The organism is Rubrivivax gelatinosus (assembly GCF_004340905.1).
GTDB lineage: Bacteria > Pseudomonadota > Gammaproteobacteria > Burkholderiales > Burkholderiaceae_C > Rubrivivax > Rubrivivax gelatinosus.
Window position 1 is genome coordinate 1 of record NZ_SLXD01000020.1, and the last position, 20,265, is coordinate 20,265.

The window sequence follows — 20,265 nt, forward strand, 5'->3', positions numbered from 1 at the left end:
TCGTCCGGCGCACTCGCCGCCACGCCCGCGCCGCTCTGCACCCTGACGGTGTGGCCCTGCGCCTTCAGTTTCTTCGCCGTCTCTGGCGTGACGGCGACACGCGTCTCGCCCTGCGCCGTCTCCAGCGGCACCCCGATCAGCATGGGGATCTCCTAACCTACGTTGGTGAATGGGCCGCCACGCGCGCCTGGTGCCGGCGCCCGGGGGCGTCGGAAGCTACCACAAGTCGTCGCTACGATCCGGCGATGCCGAGCACCCGCTGGACCCCCTTCGTCACCGTCGCCGCCGTCGTCGAGCACGAGGGCCGCTACCTGCTCGTCGAGGAGCAGACCCCCGACGGGCTGCGCCTGAACAACCCGGCCGGACACCTGGAGTGCGGGGAGTCGCCGCTGGAAGCCGTGGTGCGCGAGACGCTGGAAGAGACCACGCGCGCCTTCACGCCCGAGGCGCTGCTGGGGCTGTACCTGTCGCGTTTCGTGCGCCCGGGCGACGACCGCACCTATCTGCGCATCGCCTACGCCGGCCGCGTCGGCGAGCCGCTGCCGGGCCGGACGCTGGACACAGGCATCGTGCGCACGCTGTGGCTGACGGCCGAGGAGATCCGCGCCCAGGCCACGCGGCTTCGCAGCCCGCTGGCGCTGCAGTGCGTCGAAGACCATCTGGCGGGTCGCCGGCTGCCGTTGGAATCGGTTTACATCCATCCCAGCCTGTGGAATGAGAACGGTATGAATTTGCGCTAGAACAAATCCACAAAAACACAAGCTCAAGCTGGCAAGGTTCGGCGTCGATAGCACCGGGACAGTGTTGGCCCGACGCAGGCGGACACAAGGCATCCCGTCAACGCCTCGACAACAAAAAGCCAACATGCGCCAGAACCTGCCTGTGACGCAGCGTGAACACCCGTTCCCCGAAGGAACGACGCTGATGTCGATGACCGACCCGCGCGGCAAGATCACCTATGCCAACGCGGCCTTCGTGGCGATCTCCGGCTTCAGCCGCGAGGAGCTCGTCGGCAAGGCGCACAACATCGTGCGCCACCCGGACGTGCCGCCGGCGGCCTTCGCCGACATGTGGAAGACGCTGAACTCCGGCCAGGCCTGGACCGGCATCGTCAAGAACCGCCGCAAGAACGGTGACCACTACTGGGTGCGCGCCAATGTCGCGCCCATCGTTCGCGAGGGCCGCATCGTCGGCCACCTGTCGGTGCGCACGCGGCCGACGGCCGAGGAGATCCAGGGCGCCGAGGCGCTGTACAAGGAGATCCGCGAAGGACGCGCCAAGCACCTCGCGATCGAATGCGGGCTGCTGGTGCGCACCGGCGTCGGCACGCTGCTGTCGGTCCGACAGCGCATGTCGCTGGCCTGGCGCGTGCGCCTGGGCGTGCTGGTGGCCTCGCTGCCGGCGGTCGCGGCCGCAGCGGCGGCCGGTGCCTCGGCTCCGGTGGTCGGCGCGGTGGCCGCGGCCGCCGCGGCCGGTGCGCTGGCCGGCGGGCTGTGGCTGCGCCAGCAGGTCACGCAGCCGATCCGCGTGGCGGCCGAGCAGTCGCTGAAGGTGGCCACCGGCCAGCCGGGCAGCACGCAGCTGCTGGATCGCGCCGACGACGTCGGCATGCTGCTGCGCTCGGTGAACCAGTCGGGGCTGAACCTGCGTTCGCTGATCGACGACGTCGCCAACCAGGTCGACGGCCTGGGCAACGCCAGCCGCGAGATCGCCGCCGGCAACCTGGACCTGTCGCAGCGCACCGAGCAGACCGCCGCCAGCCTGCAGCAGGCCGCCGCGTCGATGCACCAGATGACCGGCAACGTGCGCCAGACCGCCGACAGCGCCGCCGCCGCGCACGACCTGGCCGCAGAAGCCACCGCCGCCGCGGCGCACGGCGGCCAGGCCGTCGGCCAGATGGTGGCGACGATGACCGAGATCAGCGGCAGCTCGGCGCGCATCGGCGAGATCGTCGGCGTCATCGACGGCATCGCCTTCCAGACCAACCTGCTGGCGCTGAACGCCGCGGTGGAGGCGGCGCGCGCCGGCGAGCAGGGCCGCGGCTTCGCGGTCGTCGCGGCCGAGGTGCGTGCGCTGGCCAAACGTTCGGCCGAAGCCGCGCGCGAGATCAAACGCCTGATCACCGAGTCGCAGGAGCGTGTCGAGGCCGGCAACCGCCAGGCCGGCGACACCGGCGCCGCGATGGAGCGCCTGGTGCAGCAGGTGCACCGCGTCGGCGACCTGCTGGCCGAGATCAGCGCCGCGGCACGCGAGCAGAGCGAAGGCATCGGCCAGGTCAACGAGGCCGTCAACGAACTCGACCGCTCGACGCAGCAGAACGCCGCGCTCGTCGAGGAGACGGCCGCCGCCGCCGCCAGCCTGCGCCAGCAGGCGGTGGCGCTGTCGGAGGCGGTGGCGGTGTTCGACCAAGGCTCGGCGGCCCGCGGCTGAGGGGCGCGCGCCGCGCCGGCGGCGCGAATAATGGCCGCGTCCTATCGAGGAGGCGGGCGTGAACTTCCAGCAGCTGCGATCGGTGCGCGAGACGGTGCGCCGGGGCTTCAACCTCACCGAGGTGGCGCAGGTGCTGCACACCTCGCAGCCCGGCGTGAGCCGCCAGATCCGCGAGCTGGAGAGTGAACTCGGCGTCGAGATCTTCGTGCGCGCCGGCAAGCGCCTGACCGGATTGACGGCCCCGGGCGCGACCATCCTGCCGATCGTCGAACGCCTGCTGCAGGAGGCGGACAACCTCAAGCGTGCCGGCGACGACTACGCCGCGCAGGGCAAGGGCACGCTGGTCATCGCCGCGACGCACTCGCAGGCCCGCTACGCGCTGCCCACCGCGGTGCGCGACTTCCGCGCCGCGCACCCCAACGTGCAGCTGCGCCTGCACCAGGGCTCGCCCAAGCAGGTGGCCGAGCTGCTGCTGGAAGGCGAAGCGGACCTGGGCGTGGCCACCGCGCTGATCGCCCACTACCCCGAGCTGGTCGCGCTGCCCTGCTACCGCTGGACGCACTCGGTGATCGTGCCGGCGGGCCACGAGCTGGCGCAGGACGCCGAACGCGGCGTGCCGCTGACGCTGGAGCGGCTGGCCGAGTTCCCGCTGATCACCTACGAACCCGGCTACACGGGCCGCAGCCAGATCGACGAGGCCTTCACGCAGCGCGGGCTGGTGCTGGACCTGGTGCTGTCGGCGATGGACGCCGACGTCATCAAGACCTACGCCGAGCTGGGCATGGGCGTGGGCATCATCGCCGCGATGGCCTGGGACGAAGAGCGCGACCCCGGCCTGCGCGCGATCGACGCGCGCCACCTCTTCGCCACCAACATGACGCACGTCGGCCTGCGCCGCGGCGCCTACCTGCGCGACTACGTCTACGACTTCATCCGCACCTTCGCGGCGCCGCTGGACCGGGCGCTGGTGGACCGGGCCTTGGCGGCTCCTGCGGGGGCGGTGGTCGAGCCCTGATCGGCCGCGGCGCCTCGACCGAACGCTCGACGCCGGCCGTTCCGGCGCACGACCCGTCGCCGCAACAGTCGGCGACGGCGCAGTCGCCGACATCTCGTTCGTGATCCGCGCAACGAATTCCGTTCAGCCGAATTAGGTCGCATTGAGGATGAACTTCGCTAACGGTCTGTGCAAGTCGCGCCACCTGGAGAACCATCGGCCCCGATTCCCGGGGCCGAACACGCACCTGTGTGCGGCCACGCAGGATGAGAGCGCTACGATCGAATGGCTTTGATAACAGGACTCAGGGAGAACGAGATGAGAATTGGCCAAACACCCCGCTCGAAGGCCGAACGGCCGCTGCGCGCATTGGCCGGCGCAGCGTTCGTCGGTGTGCTCGCGGCTTGCGGCGGCGGGGTCGTGGACGACAACGACGGCGAGGCGGATCACCTCGTTTGTGCGACGGGCTGCAAACCGTCCAGTTCGCTCGCCTCGAACGAAATCCGGGCGTACTTCGCGGTCCTCGACGATGGCTCCAGCGTTCAGGCGCAGGCCGGTTTCAGCGCCGGCAGCGACCCGCGTTTCAACGTCGAGATCGACGGCAACGACCGCCTGCAACTGGTCACGCCCAAGGGAACGCAGGACTTCCACATCCCGGCCGGAAACGTCGCGACCGTCATTGGGGACGCGCTGCTCACGCTCATCACCGGGGCCAAGCCCTATGTGTCCAAGATCGATCCGCCGTCGGCCGCGACGCCGTTGCGCTTCGAGTTCGTCCGCGGCACGACGACGTTGGTCTCCTCGGTGGAGCTCCCGGCGCCCTTCAAGATCCTGAGCCCCGCGTCGCGCTCGACGCTGCCCCTGGCGCAGCGCACGCTGCCCATCCGCTTGAGCGCCACGGAGGTGGGCTGGTCGCACTACACCAGCATCGACTGCACCGACGTCAACGGCAACAAGGGCAGCGGCACTCCAGGGTTGGACGTGGTGGCGGGCAGCTTCACCCGCGACTCGTCCGGCGTGTCCTACTCGCTGGATCTGGGCGCAGCGATCGACGGACTCAGCTACTCCACCGTCCATCCCCGGGGCGCGGTGGCACGCTGCGACGTCGACCTCCAGGTGGTCGTGCTGCGGCAGGGTCTGACCGACCCGGCGTTCGCCTCGGCCCAGGTCTACGGGAAGCAGGCCCGGTCGATCTCGATCGCGCTGCGATAACGAGGTCCCGGTCCGGGACATCCGCTGGGGCACGCGGGCATGCACTTCGAGGGCAAGCGGGCGCGCAGGGTCCAGCCCATCGTGCCGCGCCGGGAACCGGCGCGTGTGCGCCGACCGGGCCCCGCTTCGTGGGGCAGGGCCACGCTGTTCGTGGTCCCACCTTCCTGCTGCTCCACCTGGGCCTCTCGGTGTTCTGGGCGACGGTGGCGCTGAACGTCGCGGCTGTGCTGGTGCTCGGATCCCCGCTCGGAGCGGCGCTCGTCGGCGCCGCGGTTGAACGCCGCCGGCCTACACGCTCCCCGCCACGAAGCGTGTCACGCGCCGCGGCCGCAGGTGGTAGTGGCCGCCGACGGTGAGCCCCAGCCGGTCGCGCAGCGCGACGTAGTCGGCGCGCAGCATCTCGACATCGACGAAGCCGGCTTCGTCGCTGCGGCGGAACTCCAGCCGCGTGTGCGCGCCCACCGTCAGCGTGTGCGCCAGCGTCGCCGGCAGCGCGTCGGGCGTGGCGTCGCCCAGGATGTCCAGCTCGTGCGGGCGCACGTAGCCGGTCTCGCCGTCGGGCACGCCGAAACGGCCGCGGAACAGGTTCACGTCGCCCAGGAACTGCAGCACGAAGGGTGTCGCCGGGTGGTCGTAGACCTGGTCCGGGGCGCCTTCCTGCTCGATGCGGCCGGCGTTCATCACGACCACGCGGTCGGCGACTTCCATCGCCTCCTCCTGGTCGTGGGTGACGAAGACGCTGGTCACGTGCACCTCGTCGTGCAGCCGGCGCAGCCAGCGCCGCAGCTCCTTGCGCACCTTGGCGTCGAGCGCGCCGAAGGGCTCGTCGAGCAGCAGCACCTTGGGCTCGACCGCGAGCGCACGCGCCAGCGCGACCCGCTGGCGCTGGCCGCCCGAGAGCTGGTGCGGGTAGCGGTCCAGCAGCGGGCCCAGCTGCACCAGCTCCAGCAGCTCGGTCACCTTGCGCCGGATCGTCGCGTCGTCCGGGCGCCGGTTCTTGGGCCGCACACGCAGGCCGAAGGCGACGTTCTCGAAGATCGTCATGTGGCCGAACAGCGCGTAGTGCTGGAACACGAAGCCGACGTTGCGCTCGCGCACGTCGGTGTGGGTCGCGTCCTCGCCATGGAAGTGCACACGGCCCGAATCGGGCACTTCCAGCCCGGCGATGATGCGCAGCAGCGTCGTCTTGCCCGAGCCCGAGGGCCCGAGCAGCGCCACCAGCTCGCCCGACGGGATGTCCAGGTTCAGGTCGTCGCAGACGACGGTGCTGCCGAAACGTTTCCTGAGGTTGCGGACTTCAATGCTCACCGGCAGCTCCCTTCAACGTCGCCTTCACGCGCTGCTCGACGACGTACTTCAACACCAGGGTGACGAGCGCCAGCGCCGCCAGCAGCGACGCCACCGCGAAGGCCGCGGCGAACTGGTACTCGTTGTAGAGGATCTCGATGTGCAGCGGCATCGTGTTCGTCTCGCCGCGGATGTGGCCGCTGACGACGCTGACCGCGCCGAACTCGCCCATCGCGCGTGCGTTGCAGAGGATCACGCCGTACAGCAGCGCCCACTTCACGTTGGGCAGCGTCACGCGGCGGAAGATCTGCCAGCCGCCGGCACCCAGCACCCGCGCCGCTTCCTCCTGCTCGACGCCCTGGGCCTGCATCAGCGGGATCAGCTCGCGTGCGATGAACGGGAAGGTGACGAAGATCGTCGCCAGCACGATGCCCGGTACCGCGAACACGACCTTCAGGTCATGGTCGCGCAGCCACTCGCCGAACCAGCCCTGCATGCCGAAGACGAGCACGAAGACGAGGCCGGCGATCACCGGACTGACCGAGAACGGCAGATCGATCAAGGTCAGCAGCACGCTCTTGCCGCGGAAGTCGAACTTGGCGATGCACCAGGCCGCGGCGACGCCGAAGACCAGGTTCAGCGGCACGCTGATCAGCGCCGCCACCAGCGTCAGCTGGATCGCCGACAGCGCGTCGGGCTCGACGATGGCCGCGAGGTAGACCGCCCAGCCGCGCTTCAGGCCCTCGTGGAAGACGGTGGCCAGCGGCACGAACAGGAACAGCGTCAGGAAGGCAAGCGCGACGCCGATCAGCAGCCGCCGCACCCAGGCCGGCTCCTCGGTGGCGCCGAGCCGGCGCGGCAGCGCCACGGCTTTGGGCCAGGGCTCGGTCTTGCGGCGCACGGCTGCGCGCCAGCCGCCACGCAGCCGGGTCGCCGTCGTCGTGTTCACTGTGGGCACCCTTCGGCCTGCGGCCGGTCCCGCCAGGCGGGAATGAGCCCCGGACAAGTCCTGTGGGCTCATACGCCCCCCTGGCGCTTGCGCGCCCAGGCCTGCAGCGCGTTGATCACCAGCAGCAGCGCGAACGAGGTCACCAGCATGACGACGGCGACCGCGGTCGCGCCGGCGTAGTCGTACTGCTCGAGCTTGGTGATGATGATCAGCGGCGTGATCTCGCTGACCATCGGCATGTTGCCGGCGATGAAGATCACCGAGCCGTATTCGCCCAGCGCCCGCGCGAAGGCGAGCGCGAAGCCGGTCAGCAGCGCCGGCATCACGATCGGCAGCACCACCTTCGTCACCGTCTGCAGCCGCGTCGCGCCCAGCGTCGCGGCGGCTTCCTCGAACTCGCGGTTCACGTCCTCCAGCACCGGCTGCACCGTGCGCACGACGAAGGGCAGGCCGATGAAGACCAGCGCGACGAAGACCCCGACCGGCGTGAACGCCACCTTGAACGGCAGCCACTGGCCGATGGCGCCGTTCTGGGCGTAGATCGCCGTCAGCGCGATGCCGGCCACCGCCGTGGGCAGCGCGAACGGCAGGTCCACGAGCGCATCGACGAAACGCCGGCCCGGGAAGCGGTAGCGCACCAGCACCCAGGCGACAAGCAGGCCGAAGACGGCGTTCAGCAGCGCCGCGGCGAACGAGGCGCCAAAGGTCAGCCGGTAGGAGGCGACGACGCGCGGGGACATCGTCGCGGCGACAAACCCCTCCCAGGTCAGCGTCGCCGTCTTCAGGAACGCGGCCGACAGCGGCACGAGCACGATCAGGCAGACGTAGAGCACGACGAACCCGAACGCGAGATCGAAACCCGGCAGGACGGTGTGGCGGCGCAGCAGCGCGCGGGAAAACGGCATCAGGCCTCCACGCGCCGTGCCGTGTGCACGCGCTTCATCGGTTTGCTCATGGGAAAGGGCGGTTAACGAAGCTGAACGCATCGTAGGCAGCACCTGCGGGCCGCCTACGAAGCGTTTCGAGGATCGTTATGCGGCCGGCGTCTGTCCCCGCGGATGAGGGCGCCGGCCCGCGGGGCTCACTTGCGGGCGTAGACCTGGTCGAAGGTGCCGCCGTCGGCGAAGTGGATCTGCTGCGCCTTGGCCCAGCCGCCGAACACCTGGTCGATCGTGAACAGGTTGACCTTGGGGAACTGGCTCGCGTACTTGGCCGCGGCCTTCGGGTCGGTCGGGCGGTAGTAGTTCTGGCCGGCGATGTCCTGGCCTTCGGGCGAGTACAGGTACTCGAGGTAGGCCTGGGCGACGGCACGCGTGCCCTTCTTGTCGACGACCTTGTCGACCACCGCCACCGGCGGCTCGGCCAGGATGGACAGCGAGGGCGCGACGATGTCGAACTTGTCCGGACCGAGTTCCTTGAGCGCCAGCAGCGCCTCGTTCTCCCAGGCCAGCAGCACGTCGCCGACGCCGCGTTCGACGAAGGTCGTGGTCGAGCCGCGTGCGCCGCTGTCGAGCACCGGCACGTTCGCGAGGATCTTGCCGACGAACTCCTTGGCCTTGGCCTCGGAGCCGTACTTCTTCTGCGCGTAGCCCCAGGCGGCGAGGTAGTTCCAGCGTGCGCCGCCGGAGGTCTTGGGGTTGGGCGTGATCACCGCGATGCCGGGTTTGATCAGGTCGTCCCAGTCCTTGATGCCCTTCGGGTTGCCCTTGCGCACCAGGAACACGATGGTCGAGGTGTAGGGCGAGCTGTTGTGCTTCAGGCGCTTCTGCCAGTCCGGCGGCAGCAGCCTGGCGCGCGCGCCGATCTCGTCGATGTCGTAGGCCAGCGCCAGCGTGACGACGTCGGCTTCCAGCCCGTCGATGACCGAACGCGCCTGCTTGCCCGAACCGCCGTGCGACTGCTTGATCGTCACGTTGTCGCCGGTCTTGCCCTTCCAGTAGGTCGCGAACGCCTTGTTGTAGTCCTGGTAGAGCTCGCGCGTCGGGTCGTAGGAGACGTTCAGCAGCGTCACGTCCTTGGCCCAGGCGCCGGCGGAAGCGACGGCGAGCGTGGCGGCAGCCAGCGTGGCGCGCCAGGAGAAGCGGGTGGTGTTCATGCGGGATCAGTTCGGTCGGGGATGCGATGCATGCTAGGAACGAGGAAGCGAGCGAAGAACGAATGAAATCGCCGATCCTTATTCGCTTTGCGCCCATGGCCCGCCGGCACATCGCTTGCGCCGCGTGAAGCGAGGCCGGGCGGCGGGCGGCTATGCTCGGCCGCCATGCCCCGCCCTCACTCCGGCCCACGATGAGCCTGCCCCCCGCCGACTGGCCGCTGCGCGAGTTCAGCCGCTCGGTACGCACCGGCGAGGTCGACTGGCACGTGCAGGTCGCCGGCCGTGGCCCGGTGATCCTGCTGCTGCATGGATCGGGCGGCTCCTCGCATTCGTTCGCCGGCATGCTGCCGCGGCTGGCAGCGCACGGCACGGTCGTGGCGCCCGACCTGCCGGGCCACGGGTTCACGACCGGCGCACGTTTCGACGAGCTGACCCTGCCGCGGCTGCGCGAGGCGCTGGCCTCGCTGCTGCTGACGCTGGAGCTGCCGCGCCCGGCGCTGGTGGCCGGACACTCGGCCGGCGCCGCGCTGGCGCTGCGCTGGGCGCTGGACGCGCCGCGCCCGCCCAAGGCGGTGCTCGGCTTCGCGCCGTCGCTGGTCGCCCCGCCGGCCTACTACATGCAGTGGATGGCGCCGCTGGTGCACCCCTTCGCCACCTCGGCGCCGGTGACCTCGATGCTGGCCTGGGCCGTCGGTCCGACCGGCATGCTCGACTGGCTGCTCGACTCCACCGGCAGCAAGCTGCCCGAGGCCGAGCGCCGCCTGTACCGCACGCTGTTCGCGCAGCCGACGCACGTGCGCGGCGCGATGAGCTTCATGGCCGCCGCCGACCTGCCGTCGCTGCTGCCGGGCTGCGCCGCGCTGCCCTGCCCGGCGGCCTTCGTGCTGGGCCGCGAGGACGGCTGGATCCGCGAGCGGCCGCTGCGCCGCGTGCTGCAGCGCCACCTGCCGCAGGCCGAGGTGCAGACCTGGCCCGGCGGCCACCTGCTGCACGAACAAAGCCCCGAACGCGCCGCAGAGCGCCTGATCGCGCTGCTTTGAGCCGGCGGCATACTCGCCGCAGATGACCGAATTCCTCTTCATCCGCCACGGCGAGACCGACTGGAACCGCCAGCAGCGTTTCCAGGGCCGCATCGACGTGCCGCTGAACACCACCGGCCGCCTGCAGGCCGAACGCCTGGCCGCGCGGCTGGCGCCGGAGCCGGTGGCCGCGCTCTACGCCAGCGACCTGGTGCGTGCGCTGCAGACCGCCGAGCCGCTGGCGCGCACCTGGGCGCTGGCCACGCGCCCCGAGCCCGGGCTGCGCGAACAGGGCTTCGGCATCCTCGAAGGCCTGGACGTGCCGACGATCCGCGGGCAGCACCCGGAGCTCTGGGCACGCTGGATCGAGCGCCGCTCGGACTTCGTGCTGCCCGGCGGCGAGAGCGTGCGCGACTTCAGCGCCCGCGTGCTCGATGCCGTCGCCCGCCTGGCGGCGCTGCACGCCGGTGAACGTGTGGCCGTGGTCACGCACGGCGGCGTGCTCGACATGCTGTGGCGCCACGCGCGCGCCGAGCCGCTGGACGGCGCGCGTGCCTGCCTGATCCCGAACACCGGCCTGAACCGCCTGCGCTGGCTCGACGGCCGGCTGCAGATCGACGCCTGGGGCGACGACGCCCACCTCGCCGACCTGCCGGGCACGGCGCCGGTGACGCCGCTGGCGCGCTGAGTTCAGCGCCCGGGCGCGCGCGAATCGGGGGGAGTGGGGGTGTTCATGTCGGCCCGATGGCAATCGGGGAACCACGCCCCCCAACCCCCGCGAATGCGCGGCCCGCCGGGCGGGAAATGGCTCCTAGGATGGCTCGCGCCTTGCGTGGCGTGACGAAACACAACACCGATCCAGGAGCGAACTTCCCGTGACCCAGAACTCCGCACGACGCGTCCGCGTCACCCTCTCGACGATCGCGGCCGCCGCCGCCCTGCTGGCCGCCACCACCGCCGGCGCCGCCACCACCGCCCAGGCCGACGCCGCCGGCGCGCGTGCGCTGGCCCACGTGAAGGCCTTCGCCGGCCGCACGCTGCACGGTGCCGGCCAGACCTGGGCCGTGCGCAACATGGTCATCGACGCCGACGGCCGCGAACACGTGCGCCTGGACCGCCGCTACCGCGGCCTGCGTGTCATCGGCGGCGACGTCGTCGTGCACGGCAGCCGCAGCGGCAGCTTCCTGGACGCCTCGCTGACGCTGCGCCGCGCCCTGAGCCTGGGCACCAAGCCCGGCCGCGGTGCCTCCGAGGCGCTGCGCGCGGCGCTGGCGACGCACAGCGGTGCACTGCGCCAGGCGCCCGAACTCGTCGTGCATGCCCGCGGCGACCGCCCGGTGCTCGCCTGGGACGTCACGCTCGACGGCGAGGACGAGGACGGCACGCCCAGCGAACTGCACGTCATCGTCGACGCCGCCAGCGCGCAGGTCATCGAGAGCTGGAACGACATCCAGACCGCGCCTGCGGCCGGCACCGGCCAGGCGCTGTTCCTCGGCGCCGTGCCGCTGACCACCGAGACCTCGGGCAGCGGCTACGTGCTCAAGGACACGACGCGCGGCGGCCAGAGCACGGTGGACATGAAGAACCGCGGTGTCGGCAAGGGCACCGCCTTCAACGACGCCGACAACGTCTGGGGCAACGGCACGACCAGCGACCGCGCCACGGTGGCCGTCGACGCCCAGTACGGCATCGCGATGACCTGGGACTACTTCAAGAACGTGCACGGCCGCAACGGCATCGCCGACAACGGTGTCGGCGCGCAGAGCCGCGTGCACTACAAGCGCAACTACGCCAATGCGTTCTGGAGCGACAGCTGCTTCTGCATGACCTTCGGCGACGGCAACTCGAGCATCTACCCGCTCGTGTCGCTGGACGTCGCGGGCCACGAGATGACGCACGGCGTGACCTCGCGCACCGCGGGCCTGGTGTACTCGGGCGAGTCCGGCGGCCTGAACGAGGCCACCAGCGACATCTTCGGCACGATGGTCGAGTTCTACGCCGCCAACACCCAGGACACGCCGGACTACCTGGTCGGCGAGAAGCTGTTCAAGAACGGCACCGGCGTCATCCGCTCGATGATCCAGCCCAGCGTCGACGGCGCGTCGGCCGACTGCTGGTACTCGGGTCTCGCCAACCTGGACGTGCACTACAGCTCGGGCCCGGCCAACCACTTCTTCTTCCTGCTCGCCGAAGGCACGACCGCCGGCCAGCCCAGCCGCACCTGCACCGCGTCGAACACGCGCGTGGCCAACGGCACCGGCACGCTCGCGGGCATCGGCCACGGCAAGGCCGAGAAGATCTGGTACCGCGCGCTGACGGTCTACATGACCTCCAGCACCAACTACGCCGGCGCGCGCAGCGCCACGCTGTCGGCCGCCGCCGACCTCTACGGCGCCGGCTCGGCGGAAGTGAACGCGGTCGCCACCGCCTGGAGCGCGGTGAACGTCAACTGAGGCCGACCGGCCGGCGGCGGTTCAGGCCGACGCCGGCTGGATCGTCGCCACCGGCTCGGGCGCCAGCAGCGAGCCGTCGCGCAGGCCGCGCAGCGTCGCCAGCGACAGCCAGGTGATGACCAGCGTGGCCAGCGCCAGCGCCACCGGCGCGAACGCGGCCAGCGTGCTGCCCGGCTCGGCCAGGCGCAGCGTCAGTGCCGCGAACGCCGCCAGCGGGAACGACAGCCCCCAGTGCGGCAGCGCGAACGGCAGCGCCGCGATGCGCCGCGCCTGCGTGCCGGCCCAGACGACGGCAAACGCGGCCGCGCCCCAGCACATCCAGCCCAGCAGCGCCGAGGCGCCGAACTGCAGCGCCGACAGCCCCACCACCGCCGGCGGTGCCACGAGGATGAAGGCCGTCGGCCGCAGCCGCTCGGGCCAGGGCCCGCGCAGCGCCACGCGCGTGGCCAGCAGGCCGATGACCACCGGCCAGAACACCAGGCCGACGCCGAACTGCGCCGCCGACCATTCGACCTGCCCCAGCGGCACGCCGGCCAGCGGCGCGAGCACGTTGCCGACCACCGGGATCAGCATCGCCGGCGTGACGCCGGGCCATTGCAGACCGCCGGACTGCGCGTCGTGCCACCAGTGCTGCAGCACCCAGGCGGTGACGACGAGCTGCCCCACGCAGCCGGCCCACCAGACGGCGGCGATCCAGCGCGCCGGGCCGAGCAGCGCGGTGGCCACCGTCGCCAGCAGGATCACCGCCACCGGCATCGCGGCGACGAAGGGGTAACGCACCGGGTGGCGCCGGTCCTCGCGCCAGGCGTCCGGGTGGCGCGACAGGCGCAGCACGAAGGCCACGGCCAGCGCCAGGAAGACGAGCCCGGCCAGCGCGCCGACGGCCAGCGCGATCGCGCCAGCCATCTCGCCCATCAGCGGCACCGCGCGGTACCAGGCGAGCGACAGGCCGCACAGGCCCATCACGGTGGTGAACCAGCCGGGGTGGAGGAACTTCAGCGGGTCGGAACGAGACATGGTGATGCCCGGTAGCGTGCCGACACGCGCAGCAGGGCGGCGCGACGCCGGCCGGCCCTGCCGGAGCAGGGCGGTTGATCATCGATCCAGGCGCGCCGCCGGGCGCGCGCGTCGCCGGGCCCCGGAGGGCTCAGCGCACCTTGGACAGCAGGTTCTGCACGTCGGCCAGCACCGCAGCGAGCTCGTCCTCGCGCGACTCGGCCAGCGACAGGCGCTGCTGGAGTTCCTGCTGCATGAAGCACACCGTCATGCGCACGTAGGTGCTGTCCAGCGCCTTGCGCACGGCCGACATCTGGCCGGCGATCTCGAGGCAGGGTTCGCCTTCCTCGATCATGCGCTGGATGCCCCGCAACTGCCCCTCCGCCCGCTTCAGGCGGTTCAGGATGTCGGTGCGGCTGGTGGTGTCGACGAGCGAGCTCATGGGACAGGGCTCCGGGGACGGGGCGGATGGGTCTTGTGCCCCCATTGTCCTACCTCAAGCACCCTTGGTGACGGGGACGCCCAGCTTCTTCAGCACGATGCCCAGCGGGCAGACGTCAGTGAAGCCGAACTGGAACAGGTTCAGGCCGACGAAGGCGGTGAAGGCCAGCCACCACTCGCTGACGAACAGCGGGCTGGCCGGCGCGCCCAGCGCCAGCGAGATCAGGATGAAGCTGCCCGCGAAGACGCGGATCAGGCGGTCGACGGTCATCGTGTCGCTCCTTCGGTTGCGGTGGGACTCTCGTGGCGCCGGCGGAACAGCGCGTAGTACAGGACCGGGATCACGACCAGCGTCAGCAGCGTGGCCACGGCGATGCCGAACAGCAGCGAGATCGCGAGGCCGTTGAAGATCGGGTCGTCGAGGATGAAGAGCGCGCCGGTCATCGCCGCCAGGCCGGTCAGCACGATCGGCTGGGCGCGCACCGCGGCGGCGTCGATGACCGCCTGCTTGAACGGCACGCCACGTGCGGCCTGCAGCTCGATGAAGTCGACGAGCAGGATCGAGTTGCGCACGATGATCCCGGCCAGCGCGATCATCCCGATCATCGAGGTGGCGGTGTACTGCATGCCCAGCAGCGCGTGGCCGGGCATCACGCCGATGATGGTCAGCGGGATCGGCGCCATGATGACCAGCGGCGCGAGGTAGCTGCGGAACTGGGCGACGACCAGCAGGTAGATCAGGATCAGCCCGACGCCGTAGGCCGCGCCCATGTCGCGGAAGGTCTCGTAGGTGATCTGCCACTCGCCGTCCCACTTCAGCGCGTACTCGGCGTAGGGGTTGGCCGGCTGGCGGATCCAGTACTCGCCCAGCGCGCCGGCGTTCGGCAGCGCGGCCTCGGCCAGGCGCGAGCGGATGCCGAACAGGCCGTACAGCGGCGAGTCGGGCGTCGTGCCGCCGGCGCCGACGTCGCCGTAGACGTAGCTCACGCCCTGCAGGTCCTTGGTGTAGAGCGGCTTGTCGACGACGCCGCGTTCGATGCGCACCAGCTCCGACAGCGGCACCAGCGCGCCCGAGGCGCTGCGCAGCGGCAGCGCCAGCAGCGCCTCCAGCCCGACCTGGGCCTCGCGCGGCAGTTGCAGCCGCACCGGCACCGGGTACTTGGACTGGCCGTCGTGCAACCAGGCGGCGTCGGCGCCCGACAGCGCACCCTGCACCGTGGCCGCGATGTCGTCCGCGGCGATGCCCAGCGTGTCGGCACGCTGGCGGTTCACGCGCAGGAAGGCACGCGGCGCGTCGGCGTGCAGCGAACTGTCGACCGAAGTCACATCGGGCGTCGCGTGGAAAGCCTGCTCCAGCCGCGCGGCGAGCTGCTGGCGGCCGGTTTCGTCGGGGCCGTAGACCTCGGCGACGATCGGGCTCATCACCGGCGGGCCGGGCGGCACCTCGACGAGCTTCAGCTTGGCCCCGCGGCGCGCGGCGATCTTCTGCAGCTCCGGGCGCAGGCGCTGCGCGATCGCGTGGCTCTGCTCGTGGCGCTCGGACTTGTCGACCAGGTTGACCTGCAGCTCGCCCTGCTCGGCGTCGGCGCGCAGGTAGTACTGGCGCACCAGGCCGTTGAAGGTGATCGGGCTGGCGGTGCCGGCGTAACCCTGCAGGTCACGCACCTCGGGCTGGGCGGCAAGGTAGGCGCCGAGCTCGTGCAGCGTCGCCGCGGTGTCTTCCAACGGCGTGCCGGCCGGCATGTCGACGACGAGCGCGAACTCGCTCTTGTTGTCGAAGGGCAGCATCTTCAGCACCACCCACTGCACCGCGGCCAGGCCGACCGACAGCACGAGCGCCGCGACGATGCCCGCCAGCAGCAGCCAGCGCTTGCGCGCGCTGTCCAGCAGCGGCTGCAGCAGCCGCGCGAAGAAGCCCTGCAGCCGCCCGGCCAGCGCCTCGGCGCGGCCGCCGTGCGCCGCCGCGCCGTGCGGCTTCATCAGCTTGAGCGCCAGCCAGGGCGTCACCGTGAAGGCGATCGCCAGCGAGATCGCCATGCCCAGGCTGGAGTTGATCGGGATCGGGCTCATGTACGGGCCCATCAGCCCGCTGACGAAAGCCATCGGCAGCAGCGCCGCGATGACGGTCATCGTCGCCAGGATCGTCGGCCCGCCGACCTCGTCGACCGCGGCGGGGATGATGTCGCGCAGCGGCCGGCCGGGCTCCAGGCGCTGGTGGCGGTGGATGTTCTCGACCACCACGATGGCGTCGTCGACGAGGATGCCGATCGAGAAGATCAGCGCGAACAGCGACACGCGGTTCAGCGTGAAGCCCCAGGCCCAGCTGGCGAACAGCGTCGCCGCCAGCGTCAGCACGACGGCGGCGCCGACGATCACCGCCTCGCGCCGGCCCAGCGCCAGGCCGACGAGCAGGATCACCGAGCCGGTGGCGAAGACGAGCTTGCTGATCAGCTTGTTCGCCTTCTCGGCGGCGGTGGCGCCGTAGTCGCGCGTCACCGTGGCCTCGACGCCCTCGGGCAGCAGGCCGTTGCGCAAGGCGTCGACGCGTTCGCGCGCGGCGCGCGCGACGTCGACGGCGTTGGTGCCGGGTTTCTTGGTCAGCGTCAGCGTCACCGCCGGGTGGCCGCCGGCGGAACCGGTGCCGCCGGGCGTGAACCAGACGTAGCGCGAGGGCTGGGCCGCGCCGTCCACGACCTCGGCCACCTCGCGCAGATAGACCGGGCGCCCGCCGTTCGTGCCGACGACGAGTTCGCCGACCTCGGCCGCCGAACGCAGGAACTCGCCGGTCTCGACCGTCAGCGCGCCGCCGCGTTCGTCGATCACGCTGCCGGCCGGCATGCCCTGGTTGGCCGCGGCCAGCGTCTGCTTCAGGCGCAGGATGTCGACGCCGCGTTCGCGCAGCCGCGCCGGCTGCAGCGTCACCTGGACCACGCGGCCGGGGCCGCCGATCGTCTGCACCTCGCGCGCACCGGGCACACGCTTCAACTCGGCTTCGAGCGCGTGCGCGACACGCTCCAGGTCGGCGGCGGCGCGGTCGTCGCGGCTCCACAGCGTCAGCGCCAGCACCGGCACGTCGTCGATGCCCTTGGGCTTGACGATGGGCGTGAGCGTGCCCAGGCCCGAGGGCAGCCAGTCCTGGTTGGCGTCGAGCACGTCGTACAGGCGCACCAGGGCCTCGGTGCGGGGCACGCCGACCTCGAACTGCACCGTCAGCACCGCCAGGCCCGGGCGAGAGACCGAGAACGTGTGCTCGATGCCGGCGATCTGGCCCAGCACCTGCTCGGCCGGGCGCGCGACCATGTTCTGCACGTCGGCCGACGAGGCGCCCGGGAACGGGATCAGCACGTTGGCCATCGTGACGTTGATCTGCGGCTCCTCCTCGCGCGGCGTGACGAGCACCGCGAACAGGCCCAGCAGCAGCGCCACCAGCGCCAGCAGCGGCGTGAGCGCGTTGGCCTGGAAGGCGCGCGCCAGACGGCCGGCGATGCCCAGCGGCGTGTCGCTCACGTCGCGATCCGTCACTTGGCGGCCAGCGCGCCGGCCAGGCCGGCGCGCACGGCGTCGGCGGCGACACGTTCACCGCCCTTCAGGCCGGCGAGGATCTCGACCGTGTCGCCGGCCGTCGCACCGGCGCGCACGGCCTGCAGCACGAAGCCTTCGCCGCGCTGCACGTAGACCGCGCTCAGCTCGCCGCGGCGCAGCAAGGCTGCCGCCGGCACCGAGAGCCGTCCCGCGGGCGCGGCGGCACCGGGCACGCCGGCGAAACGCACGCGCACGCTCTGGCCCGGCGCCAGGCCGGCAGTCGCCGCCGGCGGCAGGTCCAGCCGCCACTCGACGGTCTGCGAGACGGCGTCGGTGGCCGGCAGCTCGGTCTTGGCGACCGGCGCGACCCGCCGGCCGTCGGGCAGCACGACCTCGATGCCGGCCGCCGCACGCGCGGCCGCCGAACGCGAGGCCGGCAGCTGCACCACAGCGCGCAGCGCGCCCGGCGCATAGACGGTGGCGATGGCGCGGCCGGCGCTGGCCAGGTCACCGGCCTCGACGTGGGTGGCCTGGACGACGGCGTCGAACGGTGCGACGACGGCGGTGAAACCGCGCGCCAGCGCCGCCTGGGTGCGCGCGGCCAGTGCCTGCTCCAGGCCGGCCTGGGCGGCGCGGGCCTGGGTCTCGGCGGTGTCCAGCGCCGCCTGGCTGACGAAACCCTGGCCGCGCAGCTCGTGCGTGCGCTGCAGCTGCATCGACGCGTTGCGCCACTCGGCGTCGGCCTGGGCGACGCCGGCTTCGCTGCGCAGCAGCCCGGCCTGGGCGTCACGTTCGTCGATGCGCGCGATCAGCTGGCCGGCCCTGACGCGATCGCCGGCCTTCACCGCGAGCTGCAGCACGTTGCCCGACACCTGGGCCCCGAGCGTGCTCTGGCGCAGCGCCTGCAGGCTGGCGTCGATCTCGAAACCGCCCGCCGCCGCGGCCTGGCCGACGACGACCACAGGCACCGCAGGCGGCGCGGCGGACACCGAGGCGGCGGCCAGGCCGGCGAGCAGGGCCGGCAGCAACGAACTGCGGACGAAGGCGCGGGCGTGAGCGGCGGGGTTCATGGCCGCATCATAATTCATACCCCACTGGGTATCAATTCAGTGCCCACGGAACCCTGCGGCAACGCGCAGGAAGTCGCGCGAAACGAGGCCGTCAGCCAGGCAGGCCGGCGCAGGGGTCGCGTCGCGGCACGGCCGGCACCGCGACGCCGCGCTCCTTGGCACGCGCGGCCATGTCGGCGTGGTGCTGATCGACGTAGGCGCGGCACTCGCCGTGCGTGCTCATCGAACGCATCTTCGCCTGGTGCGCCGTGCGCTCCTCGGCCGTCATCAGCGCCCAGCCGGGCGTGACGCCCTGGCCCCAGCGCGCGGCACCGCGGCCGCCGCCCGGGCCCATGCCACCGCCCATGCCGCCCCCCATGCCGGGGCCGGCCCCCTGGACCGGCGCGCTCGCGGCACCGGCAGGCGCCGGCGTCTGGGCAAATGCGACCGTGGCGGCAAGGGCCGCAGCGGCGAACACGAGGGCATGGCGGATCGTCGACATCGTCGTCTCCTGGAGCGAGAGCCCCAATCTACCCCCCGCGGTATCTGGGGCATTGATCCAGGGACAGCCGCGAGGCCACGCGCGCCAGCCGCGCTTGCTCCCGCACCGGCCCGGCGTCCAGCGCCACCCAGCGTGTCGGCAGCTCGCCGCCGGCCGGCACCTCGGCCGGCAGGCGCGCGAGAAAGCAGAAGTCCAGGTGCAGATGGCCGGGCTCGCCGCGGCGCGGGTTCGGCGGGATGGCGTGCAGGTCGACGTCGAAGGCGAGGTCGCCGAGCACCGCGGCATCGGCGACGGCGTCGCCACACTCCTCGCGCAGCTCGCGTGCGGCGGCCTGGCGCAGCGTCTCGCCGGCTTCGAGGTGGCCGCCGGGCTGCAGCAGCCGGCCCAGGGTCGGGTGCTCGACGAGCAGCGCATGCCGGCCCGCGGTGTCGGCGACGAAGACGCTGGCCGTCAGGTGCCAGGGAAAGGTCGAACGCCGGCCGTGGGCGGCGGTGACCGGCGCGCAGCGGTCGAAGGCCGCCCAGTCCAGGTCGGGACGCGCAGCACGCGTGCGCACGATCTCGGCCAGCACGGCGGCCAGCGGCAGTTCATCCATGGCAGAAGGCTCGGCAAAAGAAACGGCCCGCACACCCGAAGGCGGCGGGCCGTAGCGGCCAGCGGCCGGCAGGCTCAGAACGGGATGTCGTCGTCCATGTCGTCGAAGCCGGTGCTCGACTTCTGCGGCGCCGGGGCGCGCGGCGCGGGGGCCTGCGGGCGCGGGGCCGGGGCGCGGCGGGCCGGCGCGGCGCCCATGTCGTCGCCACCGCCGTAGTCGCCGCCGCCACCGCCGCCGCCTTCACGGCCGCCGAGCAGCTGCATTTCCATGGCGATGATCTCGGTGGTGTACTTCTCGACGCCGTCCTTGTCGGTCCACTTGCGGGTCTTCAGGCGGCCTTCGACGTAGACCGGGCGGCCCTTCTTCAGGTACTCGCCGGCGATCTCGGCCAGGCGGTCGTAGAAGACCACGCGGTGCCATTCGGTCTCTTCCTGGCGCTCGCCGCTGGTCTTGTCCTTCCACTGGCGGCTGGTGGCGATGGTGACGTTGCAGATCGCCGAGCCGCTGGGGGCGTAGCGCACTTCGGGGTCGCGGCCGAGGTTGCCGACGAGGATGACTTTGTTGACCGAGGCCATGGGGGATGCCCTCCTGGGGTGGGCGAAGACGAGAGGGAAGGACGGACGCCGGCGCGAAGGCCGGCACTGGGCGCCGATGATACCGGCCGGGCCTGCCGGGCGGCACAGTCCCCCGCAGCGGTGGGCGGGTCACCCGCAGGAGGGCG

19 protein-coding genes and 1 pseudogene are annotated in these 20,265 nt (G+C 71.8%); 7 read left to right on the top strand and 13 right to left on the bottom strand.

The genetic code is table 11. The annotated features are described in order from the left end of the window. A pseudogene (locus EV684_RS22420) lies at nt 1-143 on the bottom strand (NAD(P)(+) transhydrogenase (Re/Si-specific) subunit alpha); the annotation flags it as partial. 102 nt (nt 144-245) lie between these two features. Between EV684_RS22420 and EV684_RS22425 the strand changes: the two are divergent. The 4 genes from EV684_RS22425 to EV684_RS22440 all read left to right on the top strand — a co-directional run bounded on the left by EV684_RS22425 (nt 246) and on the right by EV684_RS22440 (nt 4,636). Next, nucleotides 246-740 (top strand): NUDIX hydrolase, encoded by a 495-nt coding sequence (locus tag EV684_RS22425; protein WP_132649574.1) that lies wholly within the window; start codon nt 246-248, stop codon nt 738-740. 124 nt (nt 741-864) lie between these two features. Then, the gene (locus EV684_RS22430; RefSeq protein WP_132649575.1) at nt 865-2,430 is read left to right on the top strand and encodes a methyl-accepting chemotaxis protein; all 1,566 of its coding nucleotides are present in this window, start codon (nt 865-867) and stop codon (nt 2,428-2,430) included. A gap of 58 nt (nt 2,431-2,488) precedes the next feature. Next, nucleotides 2,489-3,445, top strand: coding sequence for a CysB family HTH-type transcriptional regulator (locus EV684_RS22435; protein WP_132649576.1), 957 nt, complete (start codon nt 2,489-2,491; stop codon nt 3,443-3,445). A 297-nt stretch (nt 3,446-3,742) separates the two neighbouring features. Next, the gene (locus EV684_RS22440) at nt 3,743-4,636 is read left to right on the top strand and encodes a hypothetical protein (protein WP_132649577.1); all 894 of its coding nucleotides are present in this window, start codon (nt 3,743-3,745) and stop codon (nt 4,634-4,636) included. A 288-nt stretch (nt 4,637-4,924) separates the two neighbouring features. On the opposite strand, the gene EV684_RS22450 is transcribed toward EV684_RS22440, so the two are convergent. The 4 genes from EV684_RS22450 to EV684_RS22465 all read right to left on the bottom strand — a co-directional run bounded on the left by EV684_RS22450 (nt 4,925) and on the right by EV684_RS22465 (nt 8,967). Next, the gene (locus EV684_RS22450) at nt 4,925-5,944 is read right to left on the bottom strand and encodes a sulfate/molybdate ABC transporter ATP-binding protein (protein ID WP_132649578.1); all 1,020 of its coding nucleotides are present in this window, start codon (nt 5,942-5,944) and stop codon (nt 4,925-4,927) included. Then, a complete protein-coding gene (gene cysW, locus EV684_RS22455) occupies nt 5,934-6,872 on the bottom strand; it encodes a sulfate ABC transporter permease subunit CysW (RefSeq protein WP_132649579.1) in 939 nt (312 codons plus the stop codon). Before cysW ends, EV684_RS22450 begins: the two co-directional genes overlap by 11 nt. 68 nt (nt 6,873-6,940) lie before the next feature. Continuing rightward, nucleotides 6,941-7,777 (bottom strand): sulfate ABC transporter permease subunit CysT, encoded by an 837-nt coding sequence (cysT, locus tag EV684_RS22460; protein ID WP_132649580.1) that lies wholly within the window; start codon nt 7,775-7,777, stop codon nt 6,941-6,943. Between the two features lie 176 nt (nt 7,778-7,953). Further along, nucleotides 7,954-8,967 carry a sulfate ABC transporter substrate-binding protein gene (locus EV684_RS22465; RefSeq protein WP_132649581.1) on the bottom strand — a complete coding sequence of 338 codons (1,014 nt, stop codon included), beginning with the start codon at nt 8,965-8,967 and terminating at the stop codon, nt 7,954-7,956. A 191-nt stretch (nt 8,968-9,158) separates the two neighbouring features. Here EV684_RS22465 and bchO point away from each other — a divergent pair, with 191 nt between their 5' ends. The 3 genes from bchO to EV684_RS22480 all read left to right on the top strand — a co-directional run bounded on the left by bchO (nt 9,159) and on the right by EV684_RS22480 (nt 12,439). Further along, on the top strand, nt 9,159-10,007 hold the full coding sequence (bchO, locus tag EV684_RS22470; protein ID WP_132649582.1) for an alpha/beta fold hydrolase BchO: 849 nt from the start codon (nt 9,159-9,161) through the stop codon (nt 10,005-10,007). Nucleotides 10,008-10,029: 22 nt separating this feature from the next. Beyond that, complete coding sequence (locus EV684_RS22475; protein ID WP_132649583.1) at nt 10,030-10,674, top strand: histidine phosphatase family protein; 645 nt, start codon at nt 10,030-10,032, stop codon at nt 10,672-10,674. Nucleotides 10,675-10,861: 187 nt separating this feature from the next. After that, nucleotides 10,862-12,439: a M4 family metallopeptidase gene (locus EV684_RS22480; protein WP_132649584.1), complete on the top strand. Its 1,578-nt coding sequence runs from the start codon at nt 10,862-10,864 to the stop codon at nt 12,437-12,439. A 21-nt stretch (nt 12,440-12,460) separates the two neighbouring features. On the opposite strand, the gene EV684_RS22485 is transcribed toward EV684_RS22480, so the two are convergent. From EV684_RS22485 to ssb, 8 genes are all read right to left on the bottom strand, one after another. After that, nucleotides 12,461-13,456: an SLAC1 anion channel family protein gene (locus tag EV684_RS22485; protein WP_132649585.1), complete on the bottom strand. Its 996-nt coding sequence runs from the start codon at nt 13,454-13,456 to the stop codon at nt 12,461-12,463. Nucleotides 13,457-13,586: 130 nt separating this feature from the next. After that, complete coding sequence (locus tag EV684_RS22490; protein ID WP_132649586.1) at nt 13,587-13,877, bottom strand: metal-sensing transcriptional repressor; 291 nt, start codon at nt 13,875-13,877, stop codon at nt 13,587-13,589. A 54-nt stretch (nt 13,878-13,931) separates the two neighbouring features. Then, nucleotides 13,932-14,147: a YgaP family membrane protein gene (locus tag EV684_RS22495; protein WP_132649587.1), complete on the bottom strand. Its 216-nt coding sequence runs from the start codon at nt 14,145-14,147 to the stop codon at nt 13,932-13,934. Continuing rightward, a complete protein-coding gene (locus EV684_RS22500; protein WP_243651275.1) occupies nt 14,144-17,383 on the bottom strand; it encodes an efflux RND transporter permease subunit in 3,240 nt (1,079 codons plus the stop codon). Before EV684_RS22500 ends, EV684_RS22495 begins: the two co-directional genes overlap by 4 nt. Nucleotides 17,384-17,394: 11 nt before the next feature. Then, nucleotides 17,395-18,468, bottom strand: a complete 1,074-nt coding sequence (locus EV684_RS22505; protein WP_132649589.1) for an efflux RND transporter periplasmic adaptor subunit — start codon at nt 18,466-18,468, stop codon at nt 17,395-17,397. A 91-nt stretch (nt 18,469-18,559) separates the two neighbouring features. Next, entirely contained in the window at nt 18,560-18,949 is a 390-nt protein-coding gene (locus EV684_RS22510) for a hypothetical protein (RefSeq protein WP_207184650.1), read from the bottom strand. Nucleotides 18,950-18,977: 28 nt separating this feature from the next. After that, complete coding sequence (locus EV684_RS22515; protein WP_132649590.1) at nt 18,978-19,544, bottom strand: NUDIX hydrolase; 567 nt, start codon at nt 19,542-19,544, stop codon at nt 18,978-18,980. Between the two features lie 74 nt (nt 19,545-19,618). After that, nucleotides 19,619-20,119 carry a single-stranded DNA-binding protein gene (ssb, locus tag EV684_RS22520; RefSeq protein WP_132649591.1) on the bottom strand — a complete coding sequence of 167 codons (501 nt, stop codon included), beginning with the start codon at nt 20,117-20,119 and terminating at the stop codon, nt 19,619-19,621. Nucleotides 20,120-20,265: the final 146 nt, after the last annotated feature.

Coding starts and splice junctions, on each gene's coding strand:
- EV684_RS22505 (WP_132649589.1), bottom strand. CDS start 18,468: ATGAACCCCGCCGCTCACGCCCGCGCCTTCGTCCGCAGTTCGTTGCTG.
- EV684_RS22485 (WP_132649585.1), bottom strand. CDS start 13,456: ATGTCTCGTTCCGACCCGCTGAAGTTCCTCCACCCCGGCTGGTTCACC.
- EV684_RS22465 (WP_132649581.1), bottom strand. CDS start 8,967: ATGAACACCACCCGCTTCTCCTGGCGCGCCACGCTGGCTGCCGCCACG.
- EV684_RS22490 (WP_132649586.1), bottom strand. CDS start 13,877: ATGAGCTCGCTCGTCGACACCACCAGCCGCACCGACATCCTGAACCGC.
- EV684_RS22510 (WP_207184650.1), bottom strand. CDS start 18,949: ATGTCGACGATCCGCCATGCCCTCGTGTTCGCCGCTGCGGCCCTTGCC.
- EV684_RS22440 (WP_132649577.1), top strand. CDS start 3,743: ATGAGAATTGGCCAAACACCCCGCTCGAAGGCCGAACGGCCGCTGCGC.
- cysT (WP_132649580.1), bottom strand. CDS start 7,777: ATGCCGTTTTCCCGCGCGCTGCTGCGCCGCCACACCGTCCTGCCGGGT.
- EV684_RS22425 (WP_132649574.1), top strand. CDS start 246: ATGCCGAGCACCCGCTGGACCCCCTTCGTCACCGTCGCCGCCGTCGTC.
- EV684_RS22515 (WP_132649590.1), bottom strand. CDS start 19,544: ATGGATGAACTGCCGCTGGCCGCCGTGCTGGCCGAGATCGTGCGCACG.
- EV684_RS22430 (WP_132649575.1), top strand. CDS start 865: ATGCGCCAGAACCTGCCTGTGACGCAGCGTGAACACCCGTTCCCCGAA.
- EV684_RS22495 (WP_132649587.1), bottom strand. CDS start 14,147: ATGACCGTCGACCGCCTGATCCGCGTCTTCGCGGGCAGCTTCATCCTG.
- ssb (WP_132649591.1), bottom strand. CDS start 20,119: ATGGCCTCGGTCAACAAAGTCATCCTCGTCGGCAACCTCGGCCGCGAC.
- EV684_RS22475 (WP_132649583.1), top strand. CDS start 10,030: ATGACCGAATTCCTCTTCATCCGCCACGGCGAGACCGACTGGAACCGC.
- bchO (WP_132649582.1), top strand. CDS start 9,159: ATGAGCCTGCCCCCCGCCGACTGGCCGCTGCGCGAGTTCAGCCGCTCG.